Origin of the sequence: Kitasatospora sp. YST-16 (genome assembly GCF_026802215.1) — a bacterium.
In the GTDB taxonomy this organism is placed as follows: domain Bacteria; phylum Actinomycetota; class Actinomycetes; order Streptomycetales; family Streptomycetaceae; genus Kitasatospora; species Kitasatospora cineracea.
This window is the reverse complement of record NZ_CP113837.1, coordinates 2,835,507-2,852,997: the sequence shown is the minus strand read 5'-3', so window position 1 is coordinate 2,852,997 and position 17,491 is coordinate 2,835,507. Positions and strand designations below refer to the sequence as shown.

23 protein-coding genes and 2 tRNA genes are annotated in these 17,491 nt (G+C 70.1%); 9 read left to right on the top strand and 16 right to left on the bottom strand.

Annotated elements, in window-relative coordinates; translation table 11 throughout:
- Window positions 1–110 precede the first annotated feature (110 nt).
- The 13 genes from OU787_RS12900 to OU787_RS12840 form a co-directional block, all read right to left on the bottom strand.
- Window positions 111–1,448: a tyrosine-type recombinase/integrase gene (locus tag OU787_RS12900; protein ID WP_327059374.1), complete on the bottom strand. Its 1,338-nt coding sequence runs from the start codon at window positions 1,446–1,448 to the stop codon at window positions 111–113.
- 65 nt (window positions 1,449–1,513) lie between these two features.
- Complete coding sequence (locus OU787_RS12895; RefSeq protein WP_268659399.1) at window positions 1,514–1,702, bottom strand: helix-turn-helix transcriptional regulator; 189 nt, start codon at window positions 1,700–1,702, stop codon at window positions 1,514–1,516.
- Entirely contained in the window at window positions 1,695–3,038 is a 1,344-nt protein-coding gene (locus OU787_RS12890; RefSeq protein ID WP_268659398.1) for a replication initiator, read from the bottom strand. Before OU787_RS12890 ends, OU787_RS12895 begins: the two co-directional genes overlap by 8 nt.
- Entirely contained in the window at window positions 3,035–3,724 is a 690-nt protein-coding gene (locus OU787_RS12885) for a DNA cytosine methyltransferase (protein WP_268659397.1), read from the bottom strand. Before OU787_RS12885 ends, OU787_RS12890 begins: the two co-directional genes overlap by 4 nt.
- Before the next feature lie 61 nt (window positions 3,725–3,785).
- On the bottom strand, window positions 3,786–3,956 hold the full coding sequence (locus tag OU787_RS12880; RefSeq protein ID WP_268659396.1) for a hypothetical protein: 171 nt from the start codon (window positions 3,954–3,956) through the stop codon (window positions 3,786–3,788).
- A 1-nt stretch (window position 3,957) separates the two neighbouring features.
- Window positions 3,958–4,128 (bottom strand): hypothetical protein, encoded by a 171-nt coding sequence (locus OU787_RS12875; protein ID WP_268659395.1) that lies wholly within the window; start codon window positions 4,126–4,128, stop codon window positions 3,958–3,960.
- Between the two features lie 101 nt (window positions 4,129–4,229).
- Complete coding sequence (locus tag OU787_RS12870; protein ID WP_268659394.1) at window positions 4,230–4,769, bottom strand: GGDEF domain-containing protein; 540 nt, start codon at window positions 4,767–4,769, stop codon at window positions 4,230–4,232.
- 76 nt (window positions 4,770–4,845) lie between these two features.
- Entirely contained in the window at window positions 4,846–5,382 is a 537-nt protein-coding gene (locus OU787_RS12865) for a DUF6197 family protein (protein ID WP_268659393.1), read from the bottom strand.
- A 10-nt stretch (window positions 5,383–5,392) separates the two neighbouring features.
- Window positions 5,393–5,590, bottom strand: a complete 198-nt coding sequence (locus OU787_RS12860; protein WP_268659392.1) for a hypothetical protein — start codon at window positions 5,588–5,590, stop codon at window positions 5,393–5,395.
- 12 nt (window positions 5,591–5,602) lie between these two features.
- A complete protein-coding gene (locus OU787_RS12855) occupies window positions 5,603–6,316 on the bottom strand; it encodes a DUF2637 domain-containing protein (protein ID WP_268659391.1) in 714 nt (237 codons plus the stop codon).
- Window positions 6,317–6,510: 194 nt separating this feature from the next.
- Window positions 6,511–6,708: a hypothetical protein gene (locus tag OU787_RS12850; protein WP_268659390.1), complete on the bottom strand. Its 198-nt coding sequence runs from the start codon at window positions 6,706–6,708 to the stop codon at window positions 6,511–6,513.
- 80 nt (window positions 6,709–6,788) lie between these two features.
- On the bottom strand, window positions 6,789–8,198 hold the full coding sequence (locus OU787_RS12845) for an FtsK/SpoIIIE domain-containing protein (protein WP_442788459.1): 1,410 nt from the start codon (window positions 8,196–8,198) through the stop codon (window positions 6,789–6,791).
- Window positions 8,199–8,204: 6 nt separating this feature from the next.
- Window positions 8,205–8,558 carry an SCO3933 family regulatory protein gene (locus tag OU787_RS12840; RefSeq protein ID WP_268659389.1) on the bottom strand — a complete coding sequence of 118 codons (354 nt, stop codon included), beginning with the start codon at window positions 8,556–8,558 and terminating at the stop codon, window positions 8,205–8,207.
- Between the two features lie 201 nt (window positions 8,559–8,759).
- On the opposite strand from OU787_RS12840, the gene OU787_RS12835 reads away from it, so the two are divergent.
- Both OU787_RS12835 and OU787_RS12830 read left to right on the top strand, forming a co-directional pair.
- A complete protein-coding gene (locus OU787_RS12835) occupies window positions 8,760–9,548 on the top strand; it encodes a GntR family transcriptional regulator (RefSeq protein ID WP_268659388.1) in 789 nt (262 codons plus the stop codon).
- Between the two features lie 2 nt (window positions 9,549–9,550).
- Window positions 9,551–10,309, top strand: a complete 759-nt coding sequence (locus tag OU787_RS12830) for a glycosyltransferase family 2 protein (RefSeq protein WP_268659387.1) — start codon at window positions 9,551–9,553, stop codon at window positions 10,307–10,309.
- Between the two features lie 77 nt (window positions 10,310–10,386).
- Here OU787_RS12830 and OU787_RS12825 read toward each other — a convergent pair whose 3' ends face one another.
- A complete protein-coding gene (locus OU787_RS12825) occupies window positions 10,387–10,914 on the bottom strand; it encodes a hypothetical protein (protein ID WP_327059373.1) in 528 nt (175 codons plus the stop codon).
- Between the two features lie 599 nt (window positions 10,915–11,513).
- Between OU787_RS12825 and OU787_RS12820 the strand changes: the two genes are divergently transcribed.
- Window positions 11,514–12,746, top strand: a complete 1,233-nt coding sequence (locus OU787_RS12820; protein ID WP_268659385.1) for a DNA cytosine methyltransferase — start codon at window positions 11,514–11,516, stop codon at window positions 12,744–12,746.
- On the opposite strand, the gene OU787_RS12815 is transcribed toward OU787_RS12820, so the two are convergent.
- On the bottom strand, window positions 12,710–13,402 hold the full coding sequence (locus OU787_RS12815; protein WP_268659384.1) for a hypothetical protein: 693 nt from the start codon (window positions 13,400–13,402) through the stop codon (window positions 12,710–12,712). The two genes, OU787_RS12820 and OU787_RS12815, sit on opposite strands and share 37 nt — an antisense overlap.
- Window positions 13,403–13,762: 360 nt before the next feature.
- Window positions 13,763–15,013, bottom strand: coding sequence for a hydrolase (locus tag OU787_RS12810; protein WP_030462147.1), 1,251 nt, complete (start codon window positions 15,011–15,013; stop codon window positions 13,763–13,765).
- 318 nt (window positions 15,014–15,331) lie between these two features.
- On the opposite strand from OU787_RS12810, the gene OU787_RS12805 reads away from it, so the two are divergent.
- From OU787_RS12805 to OU787_RS12780, 6 genes are all read left to right on the top strand, one after another.
- Window positions 15,332–15,404: transfer RNA gene (locus OU787_RS12805), tRNA-Thr, on the top strand.
- Between the two features lie 42 nt (window positions 15,405–15,446).
- Window positions 15,447–15,519 (top strand) — tRNA-Met (locus OU787_RS12800).
- 82 nt (window positions 15,520–15,601) lie between these two features.
- Window positions 15,602–15,766, top strand: coding sequence for a 50S ribosomal protein L33 (gene rpmG, locus OU787_RS12795; protein WP_006604855.1), 165 nt, complete (start codon window positions 15,602–15,604; stop codon window positions 15,764–15,766).
- A 107-nt stretch (window positions 15,767–15,873) separates the two neighbouring features.
- The gene (locus OU787_RS12790; RefSeq protein ID WP_030462148.1) at window positions 15,874–16,332 is read left to right on the top strand and encodes a MaoC family dehydratase N-terminal domain-containing protein; all 459 of its coding nucleotides are present in this window, start codon (window positions 15,874–15,876) and stop codon (window positions 16,330–16,332) included.
- A complete protein-coding gene (locus OU787_RS12785) occupies window positions 16,329–16,757 on the top strand; it encodes a MaoC family dehydratase (RefSeq protein ID WP_030904773.1) in 429 nt (142 codons plus the stop codon). The genes OU787_RS12790 and OU787_RS12785 overlap by 4 nt, the downstream gene beginning before the upstream one ends.
- Window positions 16,758–16,853: 96 nt before the next feature.
- The gene (locus tag OU787_RS12780; RefSeq protein WP_268659383.1) at window positions 16,854–17,429 is read left to right on the top strand and encodes a TetR/AcrR family transcriptional regulator; all 576 of its coding nucleotides are present in this window, start codon (window positions 16,854–16,856) and stop codon (window positions 17,427–17,429) included.
- The last annotated feature ends 62 nt before the right edge of the window (window positions 17,430–17,491 follow it).

Here is a 17,491-nt window from a genome sequence, read left to right as displayed (position 1 = left end):
GGGCCTACGTGTGTAAGTTGGACATGTGGCTCTCGTGCGGCTGCCGTTTTACGGCCTTTGTCTCACTTGCACACACCTGGTCTCACTGCTGACCAGCGCGTACGGACCAGTCACGGACCAGGATCCGGAGGCCCGGCCGGCCGGGGGAGTGCGCTGGACCGCCGGGCGAGCCCCTGCGAGATGAGCGCGTTCGAGTAGTCCTCGGTGCCGTGCAAGCACTTCGCGTACACCCGCAGGAGCACCACCACGCTGTGGCCCGCGCGCCGGGCGACCTCGGTGGGGTCTACACCGGAGTTCAGCGCGAGCGAGACCCCGGCGTGACGAAGGTCATAAGGCCGCTTGCCGAGCGGCGTCTCGCAGTCGGCGGGGGAGAGCACCTCCGCCCTGGCGCGCTTCCACACCACCCCGTAGCCGCTCTCCTGGACCATGCCGCCACGGGAGGTCCGGAACAGCCGGCCGTCGGCGGCAGTGCCGTACGTTTCGATGTGCGTCCGGAGGATCGCCACCAGCTCCGGCGGTATCGGCACGGGCCTGGTCGCTTTGGCTGCTCGGTGCTTCAGCCCGCGTTTGTCGTGCGGTTCGCCGTCGTCCGTCCAGGAGGATCCGACCCGGGGCCGGGTCTCGTCCAGAACGAGTTTCCCCCAACCCTCCGCAGGGAGCTGGCATCGCTGGATCTTGAGGTTCACCACCTCGGCCGGGCGCATCCAGGCGTAGTAGATGCAGGCGAAGAAACCCACCAGGTGAGCCCCGCGCCGTCCCTGCCGGCCGACCGCCTCCAGGAGCGATGCCGCCTGCTCCGGGTTCACTACGACGCCCGGATCCACGGCCTCTTCGACCTCTGGCGGCTGCCACTGCACCAGCGGCAGAGGGTTGGCGACGAGCAGGCCCTCCTCCACCGCGTAGCCGAAGATGTGGTTCAGGATCCGCCGCTTCCGAAGGCGGACGGTGGGTGCTGCCGGCTTGCCGTCGAGCTTCACGGCCAAGGCGTCGAGAAGGCGGCGGACCGTCTTGGGCTCCTCGAAGGCGGACACCGGGAGGGAGTTCTTCGCCACCCAGGCGAGGGCGCGCTCCACCTCTGCGGGCGGTTCCTCGGACCACTGGTTGACGTTGAAGGCCCAGCTGTAGAGCGCCCGACGGACGAACCGCTTGTCCGGCATCCCGGCCTTGGACTTCACCAGCTCGAACGTGACGGTCGCCAGCGCATCGGCCCACGTCGTCCGGGTCTTGGCGGGCGCACCGGTCCAGCGCTTCTCCACGTAGTTCCGGCCGAGCTGGTACCACGTGATCTGCTTCTCCTTGCGCAGCTCGGAGAGTGGCAGCCCGCGATCCACGTTGAACGGCTCCCCGGCACGGGCGGCAGTGATCAGCTCCGCCTTGCGGCCGTCGGCCTGCGTCTTGGTGAGGAAGGACTCCGAGAACTCCCGGCCGGCCACGGTCCAGCGCACCATGTAGGGCTTCTTGCGGTCCGGGCGGTGGCGGTGCTCCCAGAACTGGACCTTGTAGGAAGTCGCCATCAGGCCGCGCGCCCTTCCTGCTCGGCCCACCAGTCGTCCAGGGCTTCGCGGGTGATGCGGATCTGGCCGTTCGGCAGCTTGGCGCACTTCGGTGCCTTGCCCCGGGCGCGCATCCGGTAGAACGCGGCGCGGGAGAGGCCGATCTCGTCCAGTACCTCGCTGAGGGTCAACCTCTGCTGCCTAGCCATGGTGGGTCGGTTCTCCTTCCGATCCGGGTGCGGGTTGGACGGCAGCGGCCAACCAGGACTCGCCGCGGCTGAGGCCCCGGCCGGCGAAGGCCCAGTGCGCGAGCACGAGGGTGCTCTCCTCATCAGTCGGGGCACTGGGGCCGTGGAGCTGCTGGAGGGTCTGTGCGCGGCGCCAGGCGGCGCGGGTTGCTCGGAGTGCTCCGAGGGTGGTCGAGTACTTCCGGGTCTTGGTGGAGAAGTGGCCCCGGAAGCCGAGCATGTGGGCCCAGGCGCGGAGGCGGAGGTCTTCCAGCTCGGGGCGGGCGCCGAGCGTCCAGCAGGTGCGGATCAGTCGGCGGGCGTGCTCGGGGATCTCCAGGTTGGCGATTTCGGCGAGCAGCCGGAGGGGCCGGTCGAGCGCGCCCGTGGCGGTCTCCGCGCCCTTGGTGGCGTACTTGGCGATGTAGGCCGCGACCGCCCGTTCCGTGATCGGGACCGGGCCGGTGAAGTCCGCACTGCGGATGGTGCGGACATCGAGTTGGCGGCCCCAGACGAACCGGTGAGCACGGCCGTTGACGAGCGGGCCCGGGATCTCGGTGCGGGCGGCGGCGGCCCGGATCGCGTCGGTGAGCAGTTCGGCCGAGGCCCACACCGGCGGGGGCTCGTGGCCACCTTCCGGGCCGTCGAGGCGGATCACCGCGTGGAAGTGGATCGCCCCGCGCTTCTGGTACTCGGCGACCTTCCCGAAGGAGACCCGGGCGTGCTCACGGAACTCGCGCTGCGACAGGCCGGCGCGCTTGGCGACCTCCCGGCGGAGGTAGATCGAGAAGCGGGCCCAGAGCTTGCCGGCGTGGGCGTTCCACAGCACGGCGGCTTCGTAGTCGTACGTCTCGGGAGCGAGCGGCGAGCCGAGCAGGGCATCGTCAGAGGCGTGTACGGCGCCGCACCTGCAACGGCCGGAGGCAGGCCGGTTATGCACCGGGCCGAACGACGGGGCGGTGAAGGTGGCGAACACCCGGGGGTGCGCGGCGACGGTCTCCGGGATGCCCTTGCCACCGACCAGCCCGGCGGTGATCAGGTGGTAGGTATCCCGCCGGTACGTCTCGGCGCACGGGGCGCAGCGGGTGATCCGCCGGTTGCCGCAGCGCACCAGCAGGTGGCCAGCGGGCAGGCGAGAGGAGTCCAGATGGTGCAGCACCTCCCCGGTCCCTCCGTTGACCTCGGTTCGCCAGCCGGCGAGCCGGATCGGCGAGGTGCACCCGGCGAGCCCGGAGAGCTGTCGGACCAACGCGGGCATGGTGCCCAGCGACGCCAGCGCGGAGAGGTCGGCAATGGGAGGTGCCTTGAGTGCGCTCATGCGGCGGCCTCGGTGAGGGTGTTGAGGAAGCCGTGGGCGATGTGGGCGGTGTAGGCGGGCGGGATGGCTTCGGCGATCTCTCGGCGAACGGTGGTCCAGTGGATGCCCATGGCGTTCTGCCACTGGGGGACGGTGCCCTTGCCTCCGCCTTCTCCGTAGACGGCGAAGTAGGGGCCGTCGTACCACTTGCCGTGGCGCATGCCGGCGACGCGGCCGCGGTGGGGCAGGTGGGCGGGGGCGGCGACGGTGAAGCCGTGGAGTTCGAAGTAGCGGTGCCGGATGACGCCGAGACCGAACATCTCGCCGCACAGGGTGAGGTCACGGCGGAGCGGGGAGCCCTGGACGTTCTCCAGGACGAACGGGATGCCGGCGGCGGTGAGGGTGTCGCGCAGTGGGGCGACGAGGTCGGGGTAGGTGCGGCCCTTGTTGGTGCCCTTGGTGAGGGTGGAGTGGGTCTGGCAGGGCGGGGAGGCGTGGACGAGGTCGAATCGGTGGGCGTTGGCGGCGGCGTACTCGACGGCGTCGGCGCGGACGAATTCGAACGGGTAGTTGGGCTGCGGGTCGATGTCGACACCGACGACGTCGAAGCCGGCCGAGTGGTAGCCGACGGCGGCGCCACCGGCGCAGCAGCACAGGTCGAGGACACGCAGTCCGTTGGCGGGGCGGGCGGGGAGTGGGTGGAGCACGGGGGTCACCTCCTGCGAGGGCCCCGGGGCCGGTGCGGTCACGGTCCCGGGGCCGGGTGGGTCAGGACTGGTCGGGTGCGGGCTTGGCGTGCTGCTCGGTCCACTGCTCGGCGCAGACCTTGTGGACGGGCTTGCCGCGGTCGGAGCGGAGGTTGGTGGGCTGGGTGCAGACGCCGCAGGGGGCGGGCTTGTTGTCCCAGTGGCGGGAGTCGCGCCAGTCGAAGAGCGGCATGTCAGAGCGCCGGCAGGAAGGCGCGGGCGACGGTGCCCCGGCCGTGGCAGGTGGGGCAGTTGACCGGGGTGGTGGTGCGGGTGCCGTCGTGGCGGTGGCCGGTGGTGATGGCGCGGCCGAAGCCGTCGCAGTTGTGGCAGATCAGGCGTGCGGGGCGGGTGTGCTGGGGCATGATGGTGGTCTCCTTCGCGGGCTTCGGTTCGGGGAGGGTTGAGGTCCCCGGCGTGGCGGGATGCTTGGCGGCTTGCTGCCGTGCCGGGGACCGGTTCGTTTTCAGCGGCGGCGCGCGGTGCGGGCGCCGGGCTTGGCGGCGTACATCTGGCGGTCGGCCGCCGACAGCGCTTCGGTGAGCAGCAGGGTGGCCGGGTGCGAGGTGCCGACGGACGCGCTCACGCTCAGCAGCTCGGTGCCGTACGGGACCGGGTGGTGGAGCTGGTCGCGGAGGTCGGGGACGCGGTGTTCGGCGTCCAGGACGACGGCGGCGAACTCGTCTCCGCCGAGGCGGGCGGCGATGCCGTCGGTGCCGCACCAGGTGGCCAGGCGGCGGGCGGTGGCGGTCAGAACGGTGTCTCCGGCGGCGTGGCCGTGGGTGTCGTTGACGGCCTTGAAATCGTCCAGGTCGATCAGCAGGACGGTGGTGCGCTCGGGGTGCCGGCGGATGAGGCGTTCGGCCCGGGTGGTGAAGCCGTCGCGGGTCAGGAGCCCGGTGAGCGGGTCGCGGCGGGCGGTGGCCAGGCGGCGGGAGAGAACGGTGCTGTGGGTGGTCCAGCCGAGCAGGGGGACGCTGGCGGCGAGGAGCGGGGCGAGTTCCATGGCGGTCCTTCCGGAGCGGGTCGAGGTCTCCGGGGCGGCGGGATGCTTGGCGGCTTGCTGCCGTCCCGGGGACCGGTCAGATGCCGAGGGAGAGCGCGCGGGCGGAGGCCCGGTCGAGCAGGTGGTGCACGTCGGCCTGGCGGGTGCCGGAGGCGTCGTTGAAGGCGTCCGGGGAGGCGACGGGCCGTCCGGTGGCGTGCAGGACCTCCATCACCTGGTTGCGGGCCCGGCTGACCGTGTACGGCGTGCCGTAGCCGTTGAGCAGGACGGCGGCCTGGGCGCCGAGGAGGCAGACGCGGCCGGCCGCGTCCCACAACTGGCCCTGGATCCAACCGAATTCGGCGAGGTAACGGGAGGTCAGCCGCAGGTGGTCCGCGACGCTGACGACGACCGGCCGGGCGGGGCGGTGCGCGAGCCGGTCCAGCACGGACAGCCGAGGCAGCGGGAAGCCCGCGTTCCACCGCTGAACCATGCTGCCGTAGGTGCAGATCAACGGCGCGACGGTGCGGGCCTGGACGGGCAGCGTGGCCAGGTACGCCTCGATCTCCGCGACCAGGGCCGAGCCTTCGGGGGTGAGCGACAGCGAGTCCGGCAGCAGCAGCGTGGGCGTCATCGTCCGGCCCTCACTTGCTGCCGGTGCGGTTGACGACCTCGACGCCGGAGCGGGTGGTGTCGTCGATCAGCGGCGCGGCCGGGGTGCTGGCGAGGTAGAAGCCGAGCAGCAGCAGCGCGGTGACGGCCCACCAGCGGAGGCGCGTGTGCCGGATGACCAGCCAGCCGACCACGGCGAGGACGGCGACGAACGGGAGCGTGAGCGTCATCTCTGGCTTCTCTCAGGTCAGTTCGGCGGCGAGCGCCGAGGCGAGGGGGTCCGCGATGCCGAGTCGGGCGCGCAGGGTGCTGGCGTCGATCGGGCTGCCGGTCCGGGCGCGGTGGTCGTCGGCGAGCTTGCGGGCGTGGTCGAGCAGGAACGGCGGGACGGGCGTGGCCGTGGCCGGAGCCGGGGCGCTGACCGGCGAAGCGGGCGGCGGGGCCGAAGGCGTGGGCGGGGCTGCCAACGCGGGCACCGGTTCGGGTTCCTCGATGGCGGCCGGTTCGGGCTCGGGCTGGGGTTCCGGCTCCACGACGTACATCGGAGGGAGGTCTTCCTCGGCCTCGAACTCCGCAGGCTCGCTGACCGGGGTGTGAGCCGCGGAGTGGACCAGCAGGGTTCCGCCGAGGAATGCGGCGGCGGGCCAACCGGCGACGATGATGCGCAGCCAGGTCGGGGTGTGGCCGAGGTCCAGCAGCCCGGCGGTGCCGATGTTGGCCCCGAGCGAGGCGGCGAGGGCGATCACGAACCAGACCCAGGCGAGCCGGACGGAGGCCCGGGAGCGGAGCCGACGCCAGGCGGCGACCAGCAGCAGGTCCACCGAGACCGGGTAGGCCCACGCCTTCCAGCCGGTCTGTCCGGCGGCTTCGGCCAGGTCGTGCAGGTGGGCGAAGGACAGCGCGGCGGCGATCGCGGCCTGGAGCAGTACGGCGTCCAGCTTGGGCAGGCGGCGCATCGGGTCACCTCCCGTTCGACTGTGCGGCGGGTTCGTCCGAGGTGGTGCCGGCGCCGAGGCAGTCCAGGCAGGTGGCTTCCTGGTCGGCGACCTGACGCCGGCGGTTCCCCCGGCCGATGTGGACCGCGACGCTGATCTGCCCGGTGCCTTCGCAGGCGGAGCACTCACGGGGCGCGGATGCGGCGGTCACAGCACTACCGGTTTCGGCTGGACCGGTCGGCGGCGCGGCGGGCGTCCCGGGCCACCTCGGCGGCCTCGCGGTCGTTCGGGTTGTTCGCGGCGATCCGCTCCAGCAGATCGGCCTTCTCGGCCAGTAGCGGGCCGGTGTCACCGCCGGCACGGACGCGGGCGAGGAAGGCCCCGATCTCGGCGATGGAGGGCTTACGGGCCATGGGAGTTCAGCTCCATTCGGGCATGGCGCGGGTAGGGACTTGGCGCGATGCGGACACGCCGGCCGTACTTGCGTGGGGTGCTACTCGGCGATCGGAGCCGAGGCGTAGAGCGGCGGGGCGGACGGCATCGGCGGGACGTCAGCCGAGCTTCCGAAAGCCGCCGTGTCCTGCGGGCGGAACGCCGCCAGGCGGTACAGGTCGGGCGTCAGGTGCGCGAACTTGGTGCAGCGGTCGGCGACTTCGCCGAGCGAGCGGTACGGGGTGCGGATCTCGTACCACCGGCCGGAGGTGTCACCGGCGACGGCCATGCCGGGCATGGTCGGGCTGATCCGGGTGGCCGCGACCATGGCCGCTTCGGAGATGTCCCCGAGGCCCATGCGCGCGGTCTCCACGTCGTTGACGCGGTGGACGGTGCGGCCGGTGAGCTGGGAGCGCAGCATGGTCGCGCCCTTGCCCAGGTCGGAGCCGAAGCGCTGGCCGTTGATCTCCAGGAAGATGCCTGCGGCACGGGCGAGTTGGGCGAGCCGGATCAGCGCGGTGACGATCTGGTTCCGGCGCGGTTCGTCGGCCTTCGACGCCACGAGGAACAGCTCGGCGATCTCGTCCACCAACACCACGATCGGCACCGGGCGAACCTTCTCCGGCAGGCCCCAGACGTCGGCGGTCATCTCCTCCGCCGGCACCGAGCCGGGCATGCCTTGGTAGGCCCGGATCAGGTCGTACCGGTCGTCCATCTCGATCAGCAGTGCCAGCAGCAGGCCGAGAGCTTCCTCCTGGCTGGTGGCCAGCGCGGAGAGGCGGGGGGCGAAGGGCCGCTGTTCGATACCGCCCTTGCAGTCGATGCCGACCAGGGCGACCGGCTGAGCGGCCAAGCCGTGGATCAGGTTCCGGGTCAGCATGGACTTTCCGGACTGGCTCGCACCGAGGTTCAACCCGTGCGCGACCTCCCGGAAGTCCCGGACGTGCGCCGTACCGTCCGAACGCTGGGCGACCGGGACGCGCAGCAGGCTGTCACCCTTGATGCCGGTCCGGCGCGGCATCCGGACTTCCCGGAGCACGTCGTAGCCGACGATCCGCAGATCCACGATCCCCGGCTTGACCTCGGAGACGTACACCGCGTGAACGCCCCAGGCGTGCCGGAGCCGCTGGGCGGCGTTGGCCACGTCCTCGGTCTCCTGGCCACGGGCGAGCCGGAGACGGATGCGCAGGCCGGTGGCCGAGCCCCGGACGCCCTTGATCTTCGGAACGGCGGGCTTGCTCTCCCGGTTGGTCGCCTGCGCGGCCATGGCACGCCAGAACGAGGGCTCGACCGTCAGCCCGCAGGACTCCATCACGGCGTCGTAGTCGCGGTGGATCCGGGCGATGGTCAGCGGAAGGCCGACCGTGGACCAGTACGCGCGCGGGTGCTTCACCTTCGCGTAGAGCGCGGCCCCGGTGCCGGCGGCGGCCGGGATGCCGAGTTCAAGGAGAGCGGCGGTCAGCGCAGACACCGGTCATCAGCCCTTCGCGCCGACGAGCGCGGACATCGTGGCGGTGACGGCCTCGGCGCGGAAGGCGATGCCCGTGCGCTTCTGGCCGTTGAACTCGTTCTCCCAGGGGCGGGCGATAAGCTTGGTGAGCGCCACCAGCGTCCCAGGAACCAGACCCTCCGGGAGGCCGGGCTGCGGCACGGTCAGCGACAGGATCTCGGCCTGGCCGTTGGCGACGAAGGTGACGTCGAGCGTCATCAGCGGGGCGCCCGTCTCGGTGTCCATCGCCATCTCGCCGGTCCGCCGGTCCTTGAGCTTCGGCCGCGGCTCCTGGGCGACCATCACCAGCGCGCCGGTCGTGTCCACGGGGATGAGACGCATCTTCGGTACTCCTTCGCTGAGCCGGGGCATACGTCCCCGGGCACCGATCGGCCCCACGGAAGGGCCGAAGGTCATCAGCTCCTCAAGTCCTTAAGTCCTCATGAGGAGTTGATATGAACTATGACGGCGCATCAGCTAGTCGTCAACTCCTCTTGAGGACTTAAGATGTTCGGGAGACCACGACAGGACGGTGACGGCCCCATGGCCAACCAGTACGAGCGGATTTCCACCGATCTGCGGCAGCAGATCGCCAGCGGCGAGCTGGCCCCCGGCGAGAAGCTGCCGGCCGAATCGCAGCTCGCGAAGCACTACGACGTGAGCGTGCCGACGGTCCGCCAGGGCGTGGGAGTGCTCCAGGCCGAGGGGCTGGTCGAGAAGCAGCACGGTCGCGGGACGTTCGTCCGCCGGCAGCCGAAGAAGGTCACCCGGAGCAACGAGCGGCACCAGTGGGAGAAGGACCGGGCCCGCCAGCCGGAGGGCGTCCGCAAGAGCACCGGCGCGACCGAGCACGACACCGGCCTGACGGTGGACGACCTGGCCTTCCAGGCGAAGTACGACACGGTGCCGGCGACGGCGGACTTGGCCGCAGAGTTCGGCGTTCCGGAGGGAACCGACCTGCTCAGGCGCGAGTACCGGACGAGGTACAGCCAGGAACGGCACCCCTTCAACCTCGTTCGCTCCTACCTCCCGCTCGACCTGGTCTCGGCGAACCCGGACCTGCTGCGCGAAGACTGCGAACCGTGGCCCGGCGGGACGCAGAACCAGCTCCACACGCTCGGGATCGAACTCGACCGCATCGTGGAGACCTTCCGAGCCCGGCCCCCGACGCCCGAGGAAGCCGAAGAACTCGGCCTACCGGTCGGTGTCGCGGTGGTCCTGCTCCGGAAGACTTCGTACGACACCACGGACCGCGTGGTGGAGGTCTCCGACGTGACCCTGCCCGGCGACCGCACCGAGATGGTCTACACGACCAAGCTGGAGAGGTGGTGAGCATGGCCAACACCGTCAGCGTCATCACGGCAGTGCACGGCCCGGCGGCGAAGTTCCTGGCCGACGCCTACAAGTCGCTGTTGGAACAGGACCTGCCCGTCGGGTGGGACTGGCAGTGGGTGATCCAGGAGGACGGCGAGACCGACGAGGTAGCGCCGCACGTCCCGGACGACCCGCGCATCAGTTTCGGCCAGGGGCGCCACGGCCGCGCCGGCATGGCCCGCACGATCAGCCTGGCCCGTGCGACGGGCGAGTTCGTCAAGGTGCTGGACGCGGACGACATGCTGACCCCCGGAGCCCTGGCCCGAGACCTTGCGGTGCTCACCAGCCGGCCGGACGTGGCGTGGACGACCTCCCGGGTGCTCGATCTCCTGCCGGACGGCCGCACGGTCGGCTTCGACCAGGACCCGCCCGAAGGCCCGATCGAGCGCGGCGAAGTACTCCAGCACTGGAAGGCCCACAACTACCGGGCCCAGGTTCATCCGGCCACGCTGTGCGCCCGGCGCGATCTGGTGCTGGCGCTGGGCGGTTGGATGGCGCTCCCCGCTTCCGAGGACACCGGGCTGCTGATGGCGCTGGACGCCGTCAGCCGCGGGTGGTTCGTCGCCGACACCGGGCTGCTCTACCGGAAGTGGCCGGGGCAGAGCACCAGCCAGGCCGCGCACGTGCTGGAGACCGAGTGGGAGTCCCGGATGGCGGTGATCGAGGCGCGGGCCGAAGCCCTGTCCGCCCTGAACGCATGGCGGTTCGACGGCGCCTGATGCCTGTCCGTTGACCAGTACGGCCCCGGTAGCGAGGGAGACCTTGCCGCCGGGGCCGTTCGCTGTCTTCCGACTGGCTACTGCTCGGCCGAACTCTCCCTCTGCTCAGGGAGGATGAGGCCGCGGGCGGTGTGCTGGTCGCCGACGAACCCGCCGGACACTCCGAGGTCGGCGCGGGCGACTTCGTGGAAGACGTTGATCGCCCGGAAGATCTCCGTATGGAGGGCCCTCCACTCCTCAAGGGGCCCGTCCACCAGCCGGCGGGCCCGCCAGTCGATCGCCAGCGCGGCTGCGTTCACGGCGTGAGCCGACTCGATCACCCGGTCCCCGGCCAGCATCATCAGCCGCTCGAAGGCGAGCGCGCGCCGGCCCTCGGCCTCGGTGAGGTCCATCAGCAGCTCGTGCTCCGTCCTCGGCATGTCGCGGATCGAGTGCGTGACCTCGTAGGCCAGGACAGAGGCGTAGATGCAGGACCGGACGCTGCCCACGTACTCGACGTAGGCGTCGAGCTTCTTCTCGTCCCAGCGGACCCGGAGCGAGTCCCGGCGCTTGCTGCGCTCCACGAGCTGATTCGTCGCGTAGGTGCTCAGCCCACCCAGCAGCACAGCCGCGATTGTGACGAGCTGTGTAACCGTATCCATGATCCCCCGATGTGACGCGACGTCAGCCGAACCAGCCGAGCATACGGACGGTCGGGCCAGGTCAACAGGGGGCAAGGGAAGTGATCAGGGGGTGGTGGAGGGAGTGCGTAAAACTCTTCTCTACGGGTTCAAGGGCGCTTCGCGCCCGGGGCGCGGCCCATCCGCTCGCCCCCGCCCTTGTCTTCGCCCGGGCGAGGCGGCGGCCGGCCGCGCACGGCGGACAGACGGTCGTAGGTGGTTGCGGCCCAACGCGCCGTCGTGGCTGGGGCGGGCGGCTCCACGGTTTTACCCACCTGCCAGGACCGGGCCCCGCACCGAGCAAGACCGGGGGGCCACTCGGCCAAATTGCGGTCAGGCCCAAAGAGCCCTGACCGAGTCGCAACAGCTTACGGCCCCCCGATCATGCTCGGACCCAGACCAGGCAGGACACCGGCCAAAACCGCTCCACCGCCCTCGTGACGTGCCCGGTTGCCCCCGAGAGTGCCGCGCCCGTCACGCGGCGCGCACCTGGCATCACCTCACCCAGCTGACAGCACCACCCTCAGTCTCGTAAGCTTCACGGCATGCCCAAGAACACCGGTCGGCAGGCAGGTCTGTTTGCAGAGACCCTCGACGACGTCACTGCAGACGACACCGTCGTGCCCAGCTTGATCCCGTCGACATCGCCGTTTCACCAGCCTCGCGAGCTGACAGCAACCGAGCGTGAGCGGTTCCGTAGGATGTCGCAGGAGTCCCGGCGTGCCCGCCAGTCAGCCCTTGCCGGCGAGGGGCCAGAGCCACTTCATGAGATCAATTTCCCTCGTCTCGACCCGTTCAGTCTGATGCCGCAAAGGCCCGCCTCAGGGCTTCGATCGCTCTCACTCTTCAGTGGTGGCGGAGGCCTTGATCTTGGGTTTGAGCGTGCAGGTTTTGAGCACATGGCATCCTACGAAATCATGGAAGATGCCGCGGCGACGCTCCAGAAGGCAAGGCCGGACTGGGAAGTTCATGGTGGCGCCGATGGGGATGTTCGGAGGGCAAATTTCAAGCAATGGCGAGGGAAGGTCGATATCCTCCATGGAGGGCCGCCTTGTCAGCCATTTTCCAACGCGGGTCGACAGCGTGGCCATCTCGACGAACGCGATATGTGGCCAGAATTTGTTCGAGCCGTCAAGGAGATCAACCCAGTCGCATTCGTCGGGGAGAACGTCCCAGCGCTTGCCGGAGTCAAGTTTTCCGAGTATGTGAAGGAGCGGATTATTGCGCCGCTTTCTCCTGGGTACCATATTAGTCGTGTGATTCTTCAAGCTAGCGATTTCGGCGTCCCACAGGTCCGTCGCCGGGTGTTCTTTGTTGGATTCCGCAACAAGCGATCCTTGAAGCGCTGGAACGCACCCTCGCCTAGTCACTTCTGGGGTGAAGCTCCGCTCGACAGTGATATCCAACGGTGCATGGGCCTTCGAGAAGCGCTCGGATTGCCGGATATTGGTGTCGATGACTTGTCGCCGACTATCCGAAGTGGACTGACTGGCCCTCGGCACACGACCTCGATCCTGAACAGCGTTGCAGCCCAGAAGAGATTCGAGACGTTGGAGATTTGGCCGAACGGAGTCGCTGCCTCTAGGGAGGCAGCGCGCTCGTTCGTGGCAAAGAACGGCCATTTCCGCTTGTCCATCCCCGATGTTGCTCTTATCCAGGGATTCCCTCAGGACTGGCCCTTTGTGGGAGCCACGTATATGGCTCTAGGGCAGATCGGAAATGCGGTTCCGCCGCCACTGGCCTACGCCGTTGCCTGCTCTGTATCCGCCGCTGTCTGAAGAAACTGGCGAGTGAGGCTTCGGAGCGTCTGTGCGTGCTCCGCGGAGATTTCCGGGAACTGACGGATACGCCATGCCTCGATGTGAGGGTTATTTCTAGTGGCACCTCGCGACATGACGTACTCGCAGCGCGCGCGCATGATCTCGAGCATTGCGGTGCCAGAGTATCCATCGGGATGGTCGGACGCGGCGGCGTACTGTGAGACCGACCAGTTCCGCTTCATCACGGACTCGGCTTCTTTGCGGGTGTAAAATTCCCGATCCCCGAAGAGCTCGTGGACAGATTCCATAGTTACGCCCAGGGGGGCGTACTTGCCTAGAATTATATCCGGCTGGGCATAATCCACCTGGGCGTCAACCCACTGTTGCATATGTGCGGGCGACGCATAGTGGCAGCGGATCATGTTCACTGAGTGATCATCGAAGATTCCGAAAAGCCAATGCATGTTCCGCCATTTTTCAACATGCCTTGGGCCGAAATCTCGGACGGTGGAGATAGATTTCCCCGTTGTGGTCGACTTCAGCTCAAAGTCGAGCACACTGCCATCGGGGAGATGGAGATGAGCGTCGACATCTCCCCGCTTTCGATCGGGCAGCACCGTAAGGTTGAACAGTGCTGCCATGTGGCGTTCACGAACGTCATCCTGGGCTGGCATGGGTGGATCATGCCACGGCAAGCGCGCGACTGGTGGAGGTTCGGGTCGGGTCTGCCACAGCCTGACGCCCCAAGATCGAACCCACTGTTGGCCAGGCCGAGTTGGTAGGCGGTGCCGCCAATCGCGCGGGAGGGCGATCTTGATCCGGACCGTATGCGGACCGGACTGCTCCCCCCTAGCGACGCTCGGGGCTTCGGTGCTGGGCAGAGTAGGCCAGGGTTGAGAGCGATCAGCAGACTGTAAATCTGTCGCGCAAGCTACGCAGGTTCGAACCCTGCACCAGCCACCGGATAGTGAAGAAGCCCCTGGGCTGCGGAAACGCAGCTCAGGGGCTTCTTTCGTTGCCGCGGGCCGGGCGGCTCAGCCCGGGTGGTTCTGGCGGGGGAGGGCCAGGGTGACGGTGTCGGCGAATTCGCGGACGGCGCTGGTGCGGGAGACGATGCGGCCGCAGTGGACGACCAGGCGGGACTGGCCGCCGGAGAGGGCGCCGTCCAGGGTGTCGCCGCGGACGGCGAGGAGTTCGGCGGGGAAGCCGGCGTCGACCCGGACGGGGGGCAGGCCGAGGGTGGTGCGGGCCTGGGCGGAGACGGCGTCGTAGGCGGCTTCGGGGGAGAGGGCGCCGCTCGCGGCGAGCAGGCGGGCGGCGTCCAGCGGGTCGGCCCGGCCGACCGGGTTGGAGGGGTCGCGGAGGGCTCCGGCGCCGGCCGTGAGGGCGACCCGGGCGCGGGCGAACTCCCGTACCAGGGACGGGCGCAGGCCGATCGGGGGGCCTTCGAGGCCGGTGCAGCCGCCGTTCTGCGGCAGGCAGGCGACCCGGATGCCGGCGCCGGCCAGCACGCCCGCGCCGCCGGGCGGCAGCGCGCTGCACGGGCCGAGCGTGACCCGGGGCCGGTGCGGGGCCAGCGCGGCGACCAGTCGGGCGAGTTGGGCCTGGTCGGCGGCGTTGGTGTGCAGGTCGACCGGGCAGTCCGCCTCGGCCGCGGCGTCCAGGACGGCCTGCGCGTAGCCGACCGGGTCCGGGTCGAGGTCGGGGCAGCCGCCCGCCGCGTCCGCGCCGAGTTTGAGGGCGTCCCGCAGCAGGGCCCGGCCGTCGGCCCCGGCGCGGCCGGTGAGCAGCCGGGGCATCGCCACCGCCTGCAGTTCGGCCAGCCCGCGCAGCGCCTGGCGGGCGGTGAGGACGGCCTCCAGCCGGCGCAGCCCGTGCGCGTCGCCGATCCGGACGTGGGTGCGCTGGGCGGTGGCCCCGTAGCCGAGCGAGGTGAGCGCGGACTCGGTGGCCCGGCGGACCAGTTCGGCCGGGCCGTCCGGGGCGGGTTCGGGCAGGGCGGCGGCGAACGCGCTGTCGTGGTGCCCGTGCGGTTCGGCGGGGGCGGGCAGCAGCAGGTAGCCGGAGAGGTCGATCCGGGCGCCGGTGGTGACGGTGGGCTGCCCGGGCAGGGCGGGCAGCGGCCCGAGGCTGCCGACGGTGCCGACGGCCTGGATCCGGTCCCCGCTGATCCGGACGTCCACCACCCGGCCGTCCAGCAGTCGGGCGCCGGTGAGCAGCAGCACCGGCCCGTGCCCGAGCGGGTTGGCGGGCGGTGGCTGGGCGCCCTCGGTGGGTTCGCTCATCGGCCCGCTCCTCCAGTCCCGTTGACCGCCCGGCGGCTCCGGGGCCCGGTGCGGGCGGGCCGGCCGGCGGCGCGCCCGTGCGGCCGTGGGCGGCCGCGCGGGGGATCACTGACGGTCGAGCCTAGGCCGCGCTCGGCGGGGACCGGTGGATGCGGGCCGCCAGGACGTGTCGGGACGTGTCGGGCGGGCCCGGGTTGCGGCGGGGGTCGAACGGGTGTCGGGTGACGGCCCGTCAGTACGGGCCCGCCGACCTGCGGAGATCCGGCGCGGATACGGATTTCACCTCTGGCCCGGAACCGTGTAATCTCTTCCTCGTTCGCCCCTATAGCTCAGTCGGTAGAGCGTCTCCATGGTAAGGAGAAGGTCTGCGGTTCGATTCCGCATGGGGGCTCTGGTGAAGAGTTCCTCGCCTCGGCGGGGTTCCGATCATCAAAGCGGTGTAGCTCAGTTGGTAGAGCAAGCGGCTCATAATCGCTGTGTCACCGGTTCAAGTCCGGTCACCGCTACCCCGCGTAGTCGATCGGGGGATCACTCCCGATCGGCTACTCTTGTCTGTGTTCTTATTCGTTGTCCAAGGAAGGCACTCCCGTGGCTGCCACCGATGTCCGCCCGAAGATCACGCTGGCCTGCGTGGAGTGCAAGGAGCGGAACTACATCACCAAGAAGAACCGGCGTAACGACCCGGACCGTCTTGAGATGAAGAAGCACTGCCCGCGTTGCAACTCTCACACGGCGCACCGCGAAACCCGCTGACTTTGCCTCGACTCCAGGCCGCACCCCACCACGGGGAGCGGCCTGGAGTCATTTCTGCATGACGGGCCGGACGCCGGGCCGGACGCACGACCAGAGGAGTTGCCCCCATGCCGCTCGACCCCTCGTTCATCGGGCGGACCTACCCGCCCACCGAACCGTACGAGGTGGGCCGGGAGAAGATCCGCGAGTTCGCCGCGGCGATCGGTGACGCGAACCCGGCGTACACCGACACCGAGGCCGCCAAGGCGTTCGGGCACCCGGACGTCATCGCTCCGCCGACCTTCCCCTTCATGCTGAGTTTCCGGGCCGCGGCGCAGGTCGTGAACGACCCCGAACTCGGGCTGGACTACAGCCGGGTGGTGCACGGCGACCAGAAGTTCGTCTACGCCCGCCCGGTGCGGGCCGGTGACCGGCTCTCGGTCACCATCAGCATCGACGCGATCAAGTCGCTGGCGGGCAACGACGTGCTGACCGTCCGCGGCGAGGTCGACGACGCCGGCGGCGAGCACGTGGTGACGTCGATCATGACGCTGGTGGCGCGCGCCGCCGAAGCCGGGGAGGAGTGACCGTGACGGTCCGCTTTGACGAGGTCCAGGTCGGCACCGAGCTGCCGGCGCAGTCGTTCCCGGTCACCCGGGCGACGCTGGTGCAGTACGCCGGTGCCTCCGGGGACTTCAACCCGATCCACTGGAACGAGAAGTTCGCCCTGGAGGTCGGCCTCCCGGACGTGATCGCGCACGGCATGTTCACCATGGCCGAGGCCGCCCGGGTGGTCACCGACTGGGTCGGCGACCCGGGCGCGGTGGTCGAGTACGGCGTCCGCTTCACCAAGCCGGTGGTCGTCCCCAACGACGGCGTCGGCGCCACCGTCGAGGTGACCGGGAAGGTCGCCGCGCTGCTGGAGGACAACCGGGTCCGGGTCGACCTGGTGGCGACCAGCGGCGGGCAGAAGGTGCTCGGGATGGCCCGGGCGGTCGTCCGGCTGGGCTGAGCGCCCGCGGGGTGCGGTTTCCGGGGGCCCGGCCCCCGGAACGCGCCCCACCGGTCCGCTTGCCAAAGTTATTGGCCAATCACTAACCTGGGGGGCATGGCCAGGAACAGCATGCGGATGTCCGCCGAGGAGCGGCGCGAGAGCGTCGTCCGGGCGGCCATGGTGGAGTTCGCCCGGGGCGGGTACCGGGGGACGTCCACCGAGGCGATCGCCCGCCGGGTGGGCGTCTCGCAGCCGTACCTGTTCCGGCTCTTCCCCAACAAGCAGGCGATCTTCGAGGCGGCCGCCGAGCACTGCATCGAGGAGACCTGGCGGGTCTTCGACCGGGCGTCGGAGGGCCTGACCGGGGAGGCGGCGTGCGAGGCGATGGGCGCCGCGTACCTGGACCTGATCGCGGACCGCGAGCAGGTCATGATGCAGATGCAGATCTACGTCTCGGTGTTCGCGGCGGAGTCGGCCGGCGAGCACGGCATCGGGGAGGCGGCCCGGGAGGGCTGGATGCGGCTGTTCGAGCGGGTCCGGGAGCGGATCGGCGGCGACCAGGAGGCGGCGACCGGGTTCATGGCGCACGGCATGCTGATCAACACCCTGGTGGCGCTCGGGTACCCGGCGGGCCACCGGATCTGGTCCGGGCTCGAGGGGCCCCGCGCGCAGGAGGCCGGGGAAGGCTGAGGCGCTCCGCCGGGGACGGCGGCGCGCCCTTTTTTCGGCCCGTGAAAGTTATTGATCAATCA

Coding starts and splice junctions, on each gene's coding strand:
- OU787_RS12870 (WP_268659394.1), bottom strand. CDS start 4,769: ATGGAACTCGCCCCGCTCCTCGCCGCCAGCGTCCCCCTGCTCGGCTGG.
- OU787_RS12820 (WP_268659385.1), top strand. CDS start 11,514: ATGCCCAAGAACACCGGTCGGCAGGCAGGTCTGTTTGCAGAGACCCTC.
- OU787_RS12860 (WP_268659392.1), bottom strand. CDS start 5,590: ATGACGCTCACGCTCCCGTTCGTCGCCGTCCTCGCCGTGGTCGGCTGG.
- OU787_RS12815 (WP_268659384.1), bottom strand. CDS start 13,402: ATGCCAGCCCAGGATGACGTTCGTGAACGCCACATGGCAGCACTGTTC.
- OU787_RS12855 (WP_268659391.1), bottom strand. CDS start 6,316: ATGCGCCGCCTGCCCAAGCTGGACGCCGTACTGCTCCAGGCCGCGATC.
- OU787_RS12900 (WP_327059374.1), bottom strand. CDS start 1,448: ATGGTGCGCTGGACCGTGGCCGGCCGGGAGTTCTCGGAGTCCTTCCTC.
- OU787_RS12790 (WP_030462148.1), top strand. CDS start 15,874: ATGCCGCTCGACCCCTCGTTCATCGGGCGGACCTACCCGCCCACCGAA.
- OU787_RS12875 (WP_268659395.1), bottom strand. CDS start 4,128: ATGCCCCAGCACACCCGCCCCGCACGCCTGATCTGCCACAACTGCGAC.
- OU787_RS12780 (WP_268659383.1), top strand. CDS start 16,854: ATGGCCAGGAACAGCATGCGGATGTCCGCCGAGGAGCGGCGCGAGAGC.
- OU787_RS12830 (WP_268659387.1), top strand. CDS start 9,551: ATGGCCAACACCGTCAGCGTCATCACGGCAGTGCACGGCCCGGCGGCG.
- OU787_RS12840 (WP_268659389.1), bottom strand. CDS start 8,558: ATGCGTCTCATCCCCGTGGACACGACCGGCGCGCTGGTGATGGTCGCC.
- OU787_RS12895 (WP_268659399.1), bottom strand. CDS start 1,702: ATGGCTAGGCAGCAGAGGTTGACCCTCAGCGAGGTACTGGACGAGATC.
- OU787_RS12890 (WP_268659398.1), bottom strand. CDS start 3,038: ATGAGCGCACTCAAGGCACCTCCCATTGCCGACCTCTCCGCGCTGGCG.
- OU787_RS12865 (WP_268659393.1), bottom strand. CDS start 5,382: ATGACGCCCACGCTGCTGCTGCCGGACTCGCTGTCGCTCACCCCCGAA.
- OU787_RS12850 (WP_268659390.1), bottom strand. CDS start 6,708: ATGGCCCGTAAGCCCTCCATCGCCGAGATCGGGGCCTTCCTCGCCCGC.
- OU787_RS12810 (WP_030462147.1), bottom strand. CDS start 15,013: ATGAGCGAACCCACCGAGGGCGCCCAGCCACCGCCCGCCAACCCGCTC.
- OU787_RS12835 (WP_268659388.1), top strand. CDS start 8,760: ATGGCCAACCAGTACGAGCGGATTTCCACCGATCTGCGGCAGCAGATC.
- OU787_RS12880 (WP_268659396.1), bottom strand. CDS start 3,956: ATGCCGCTCTTCGACTGGCGCGACTCCCGCCACTGGGACAACAAGCCC.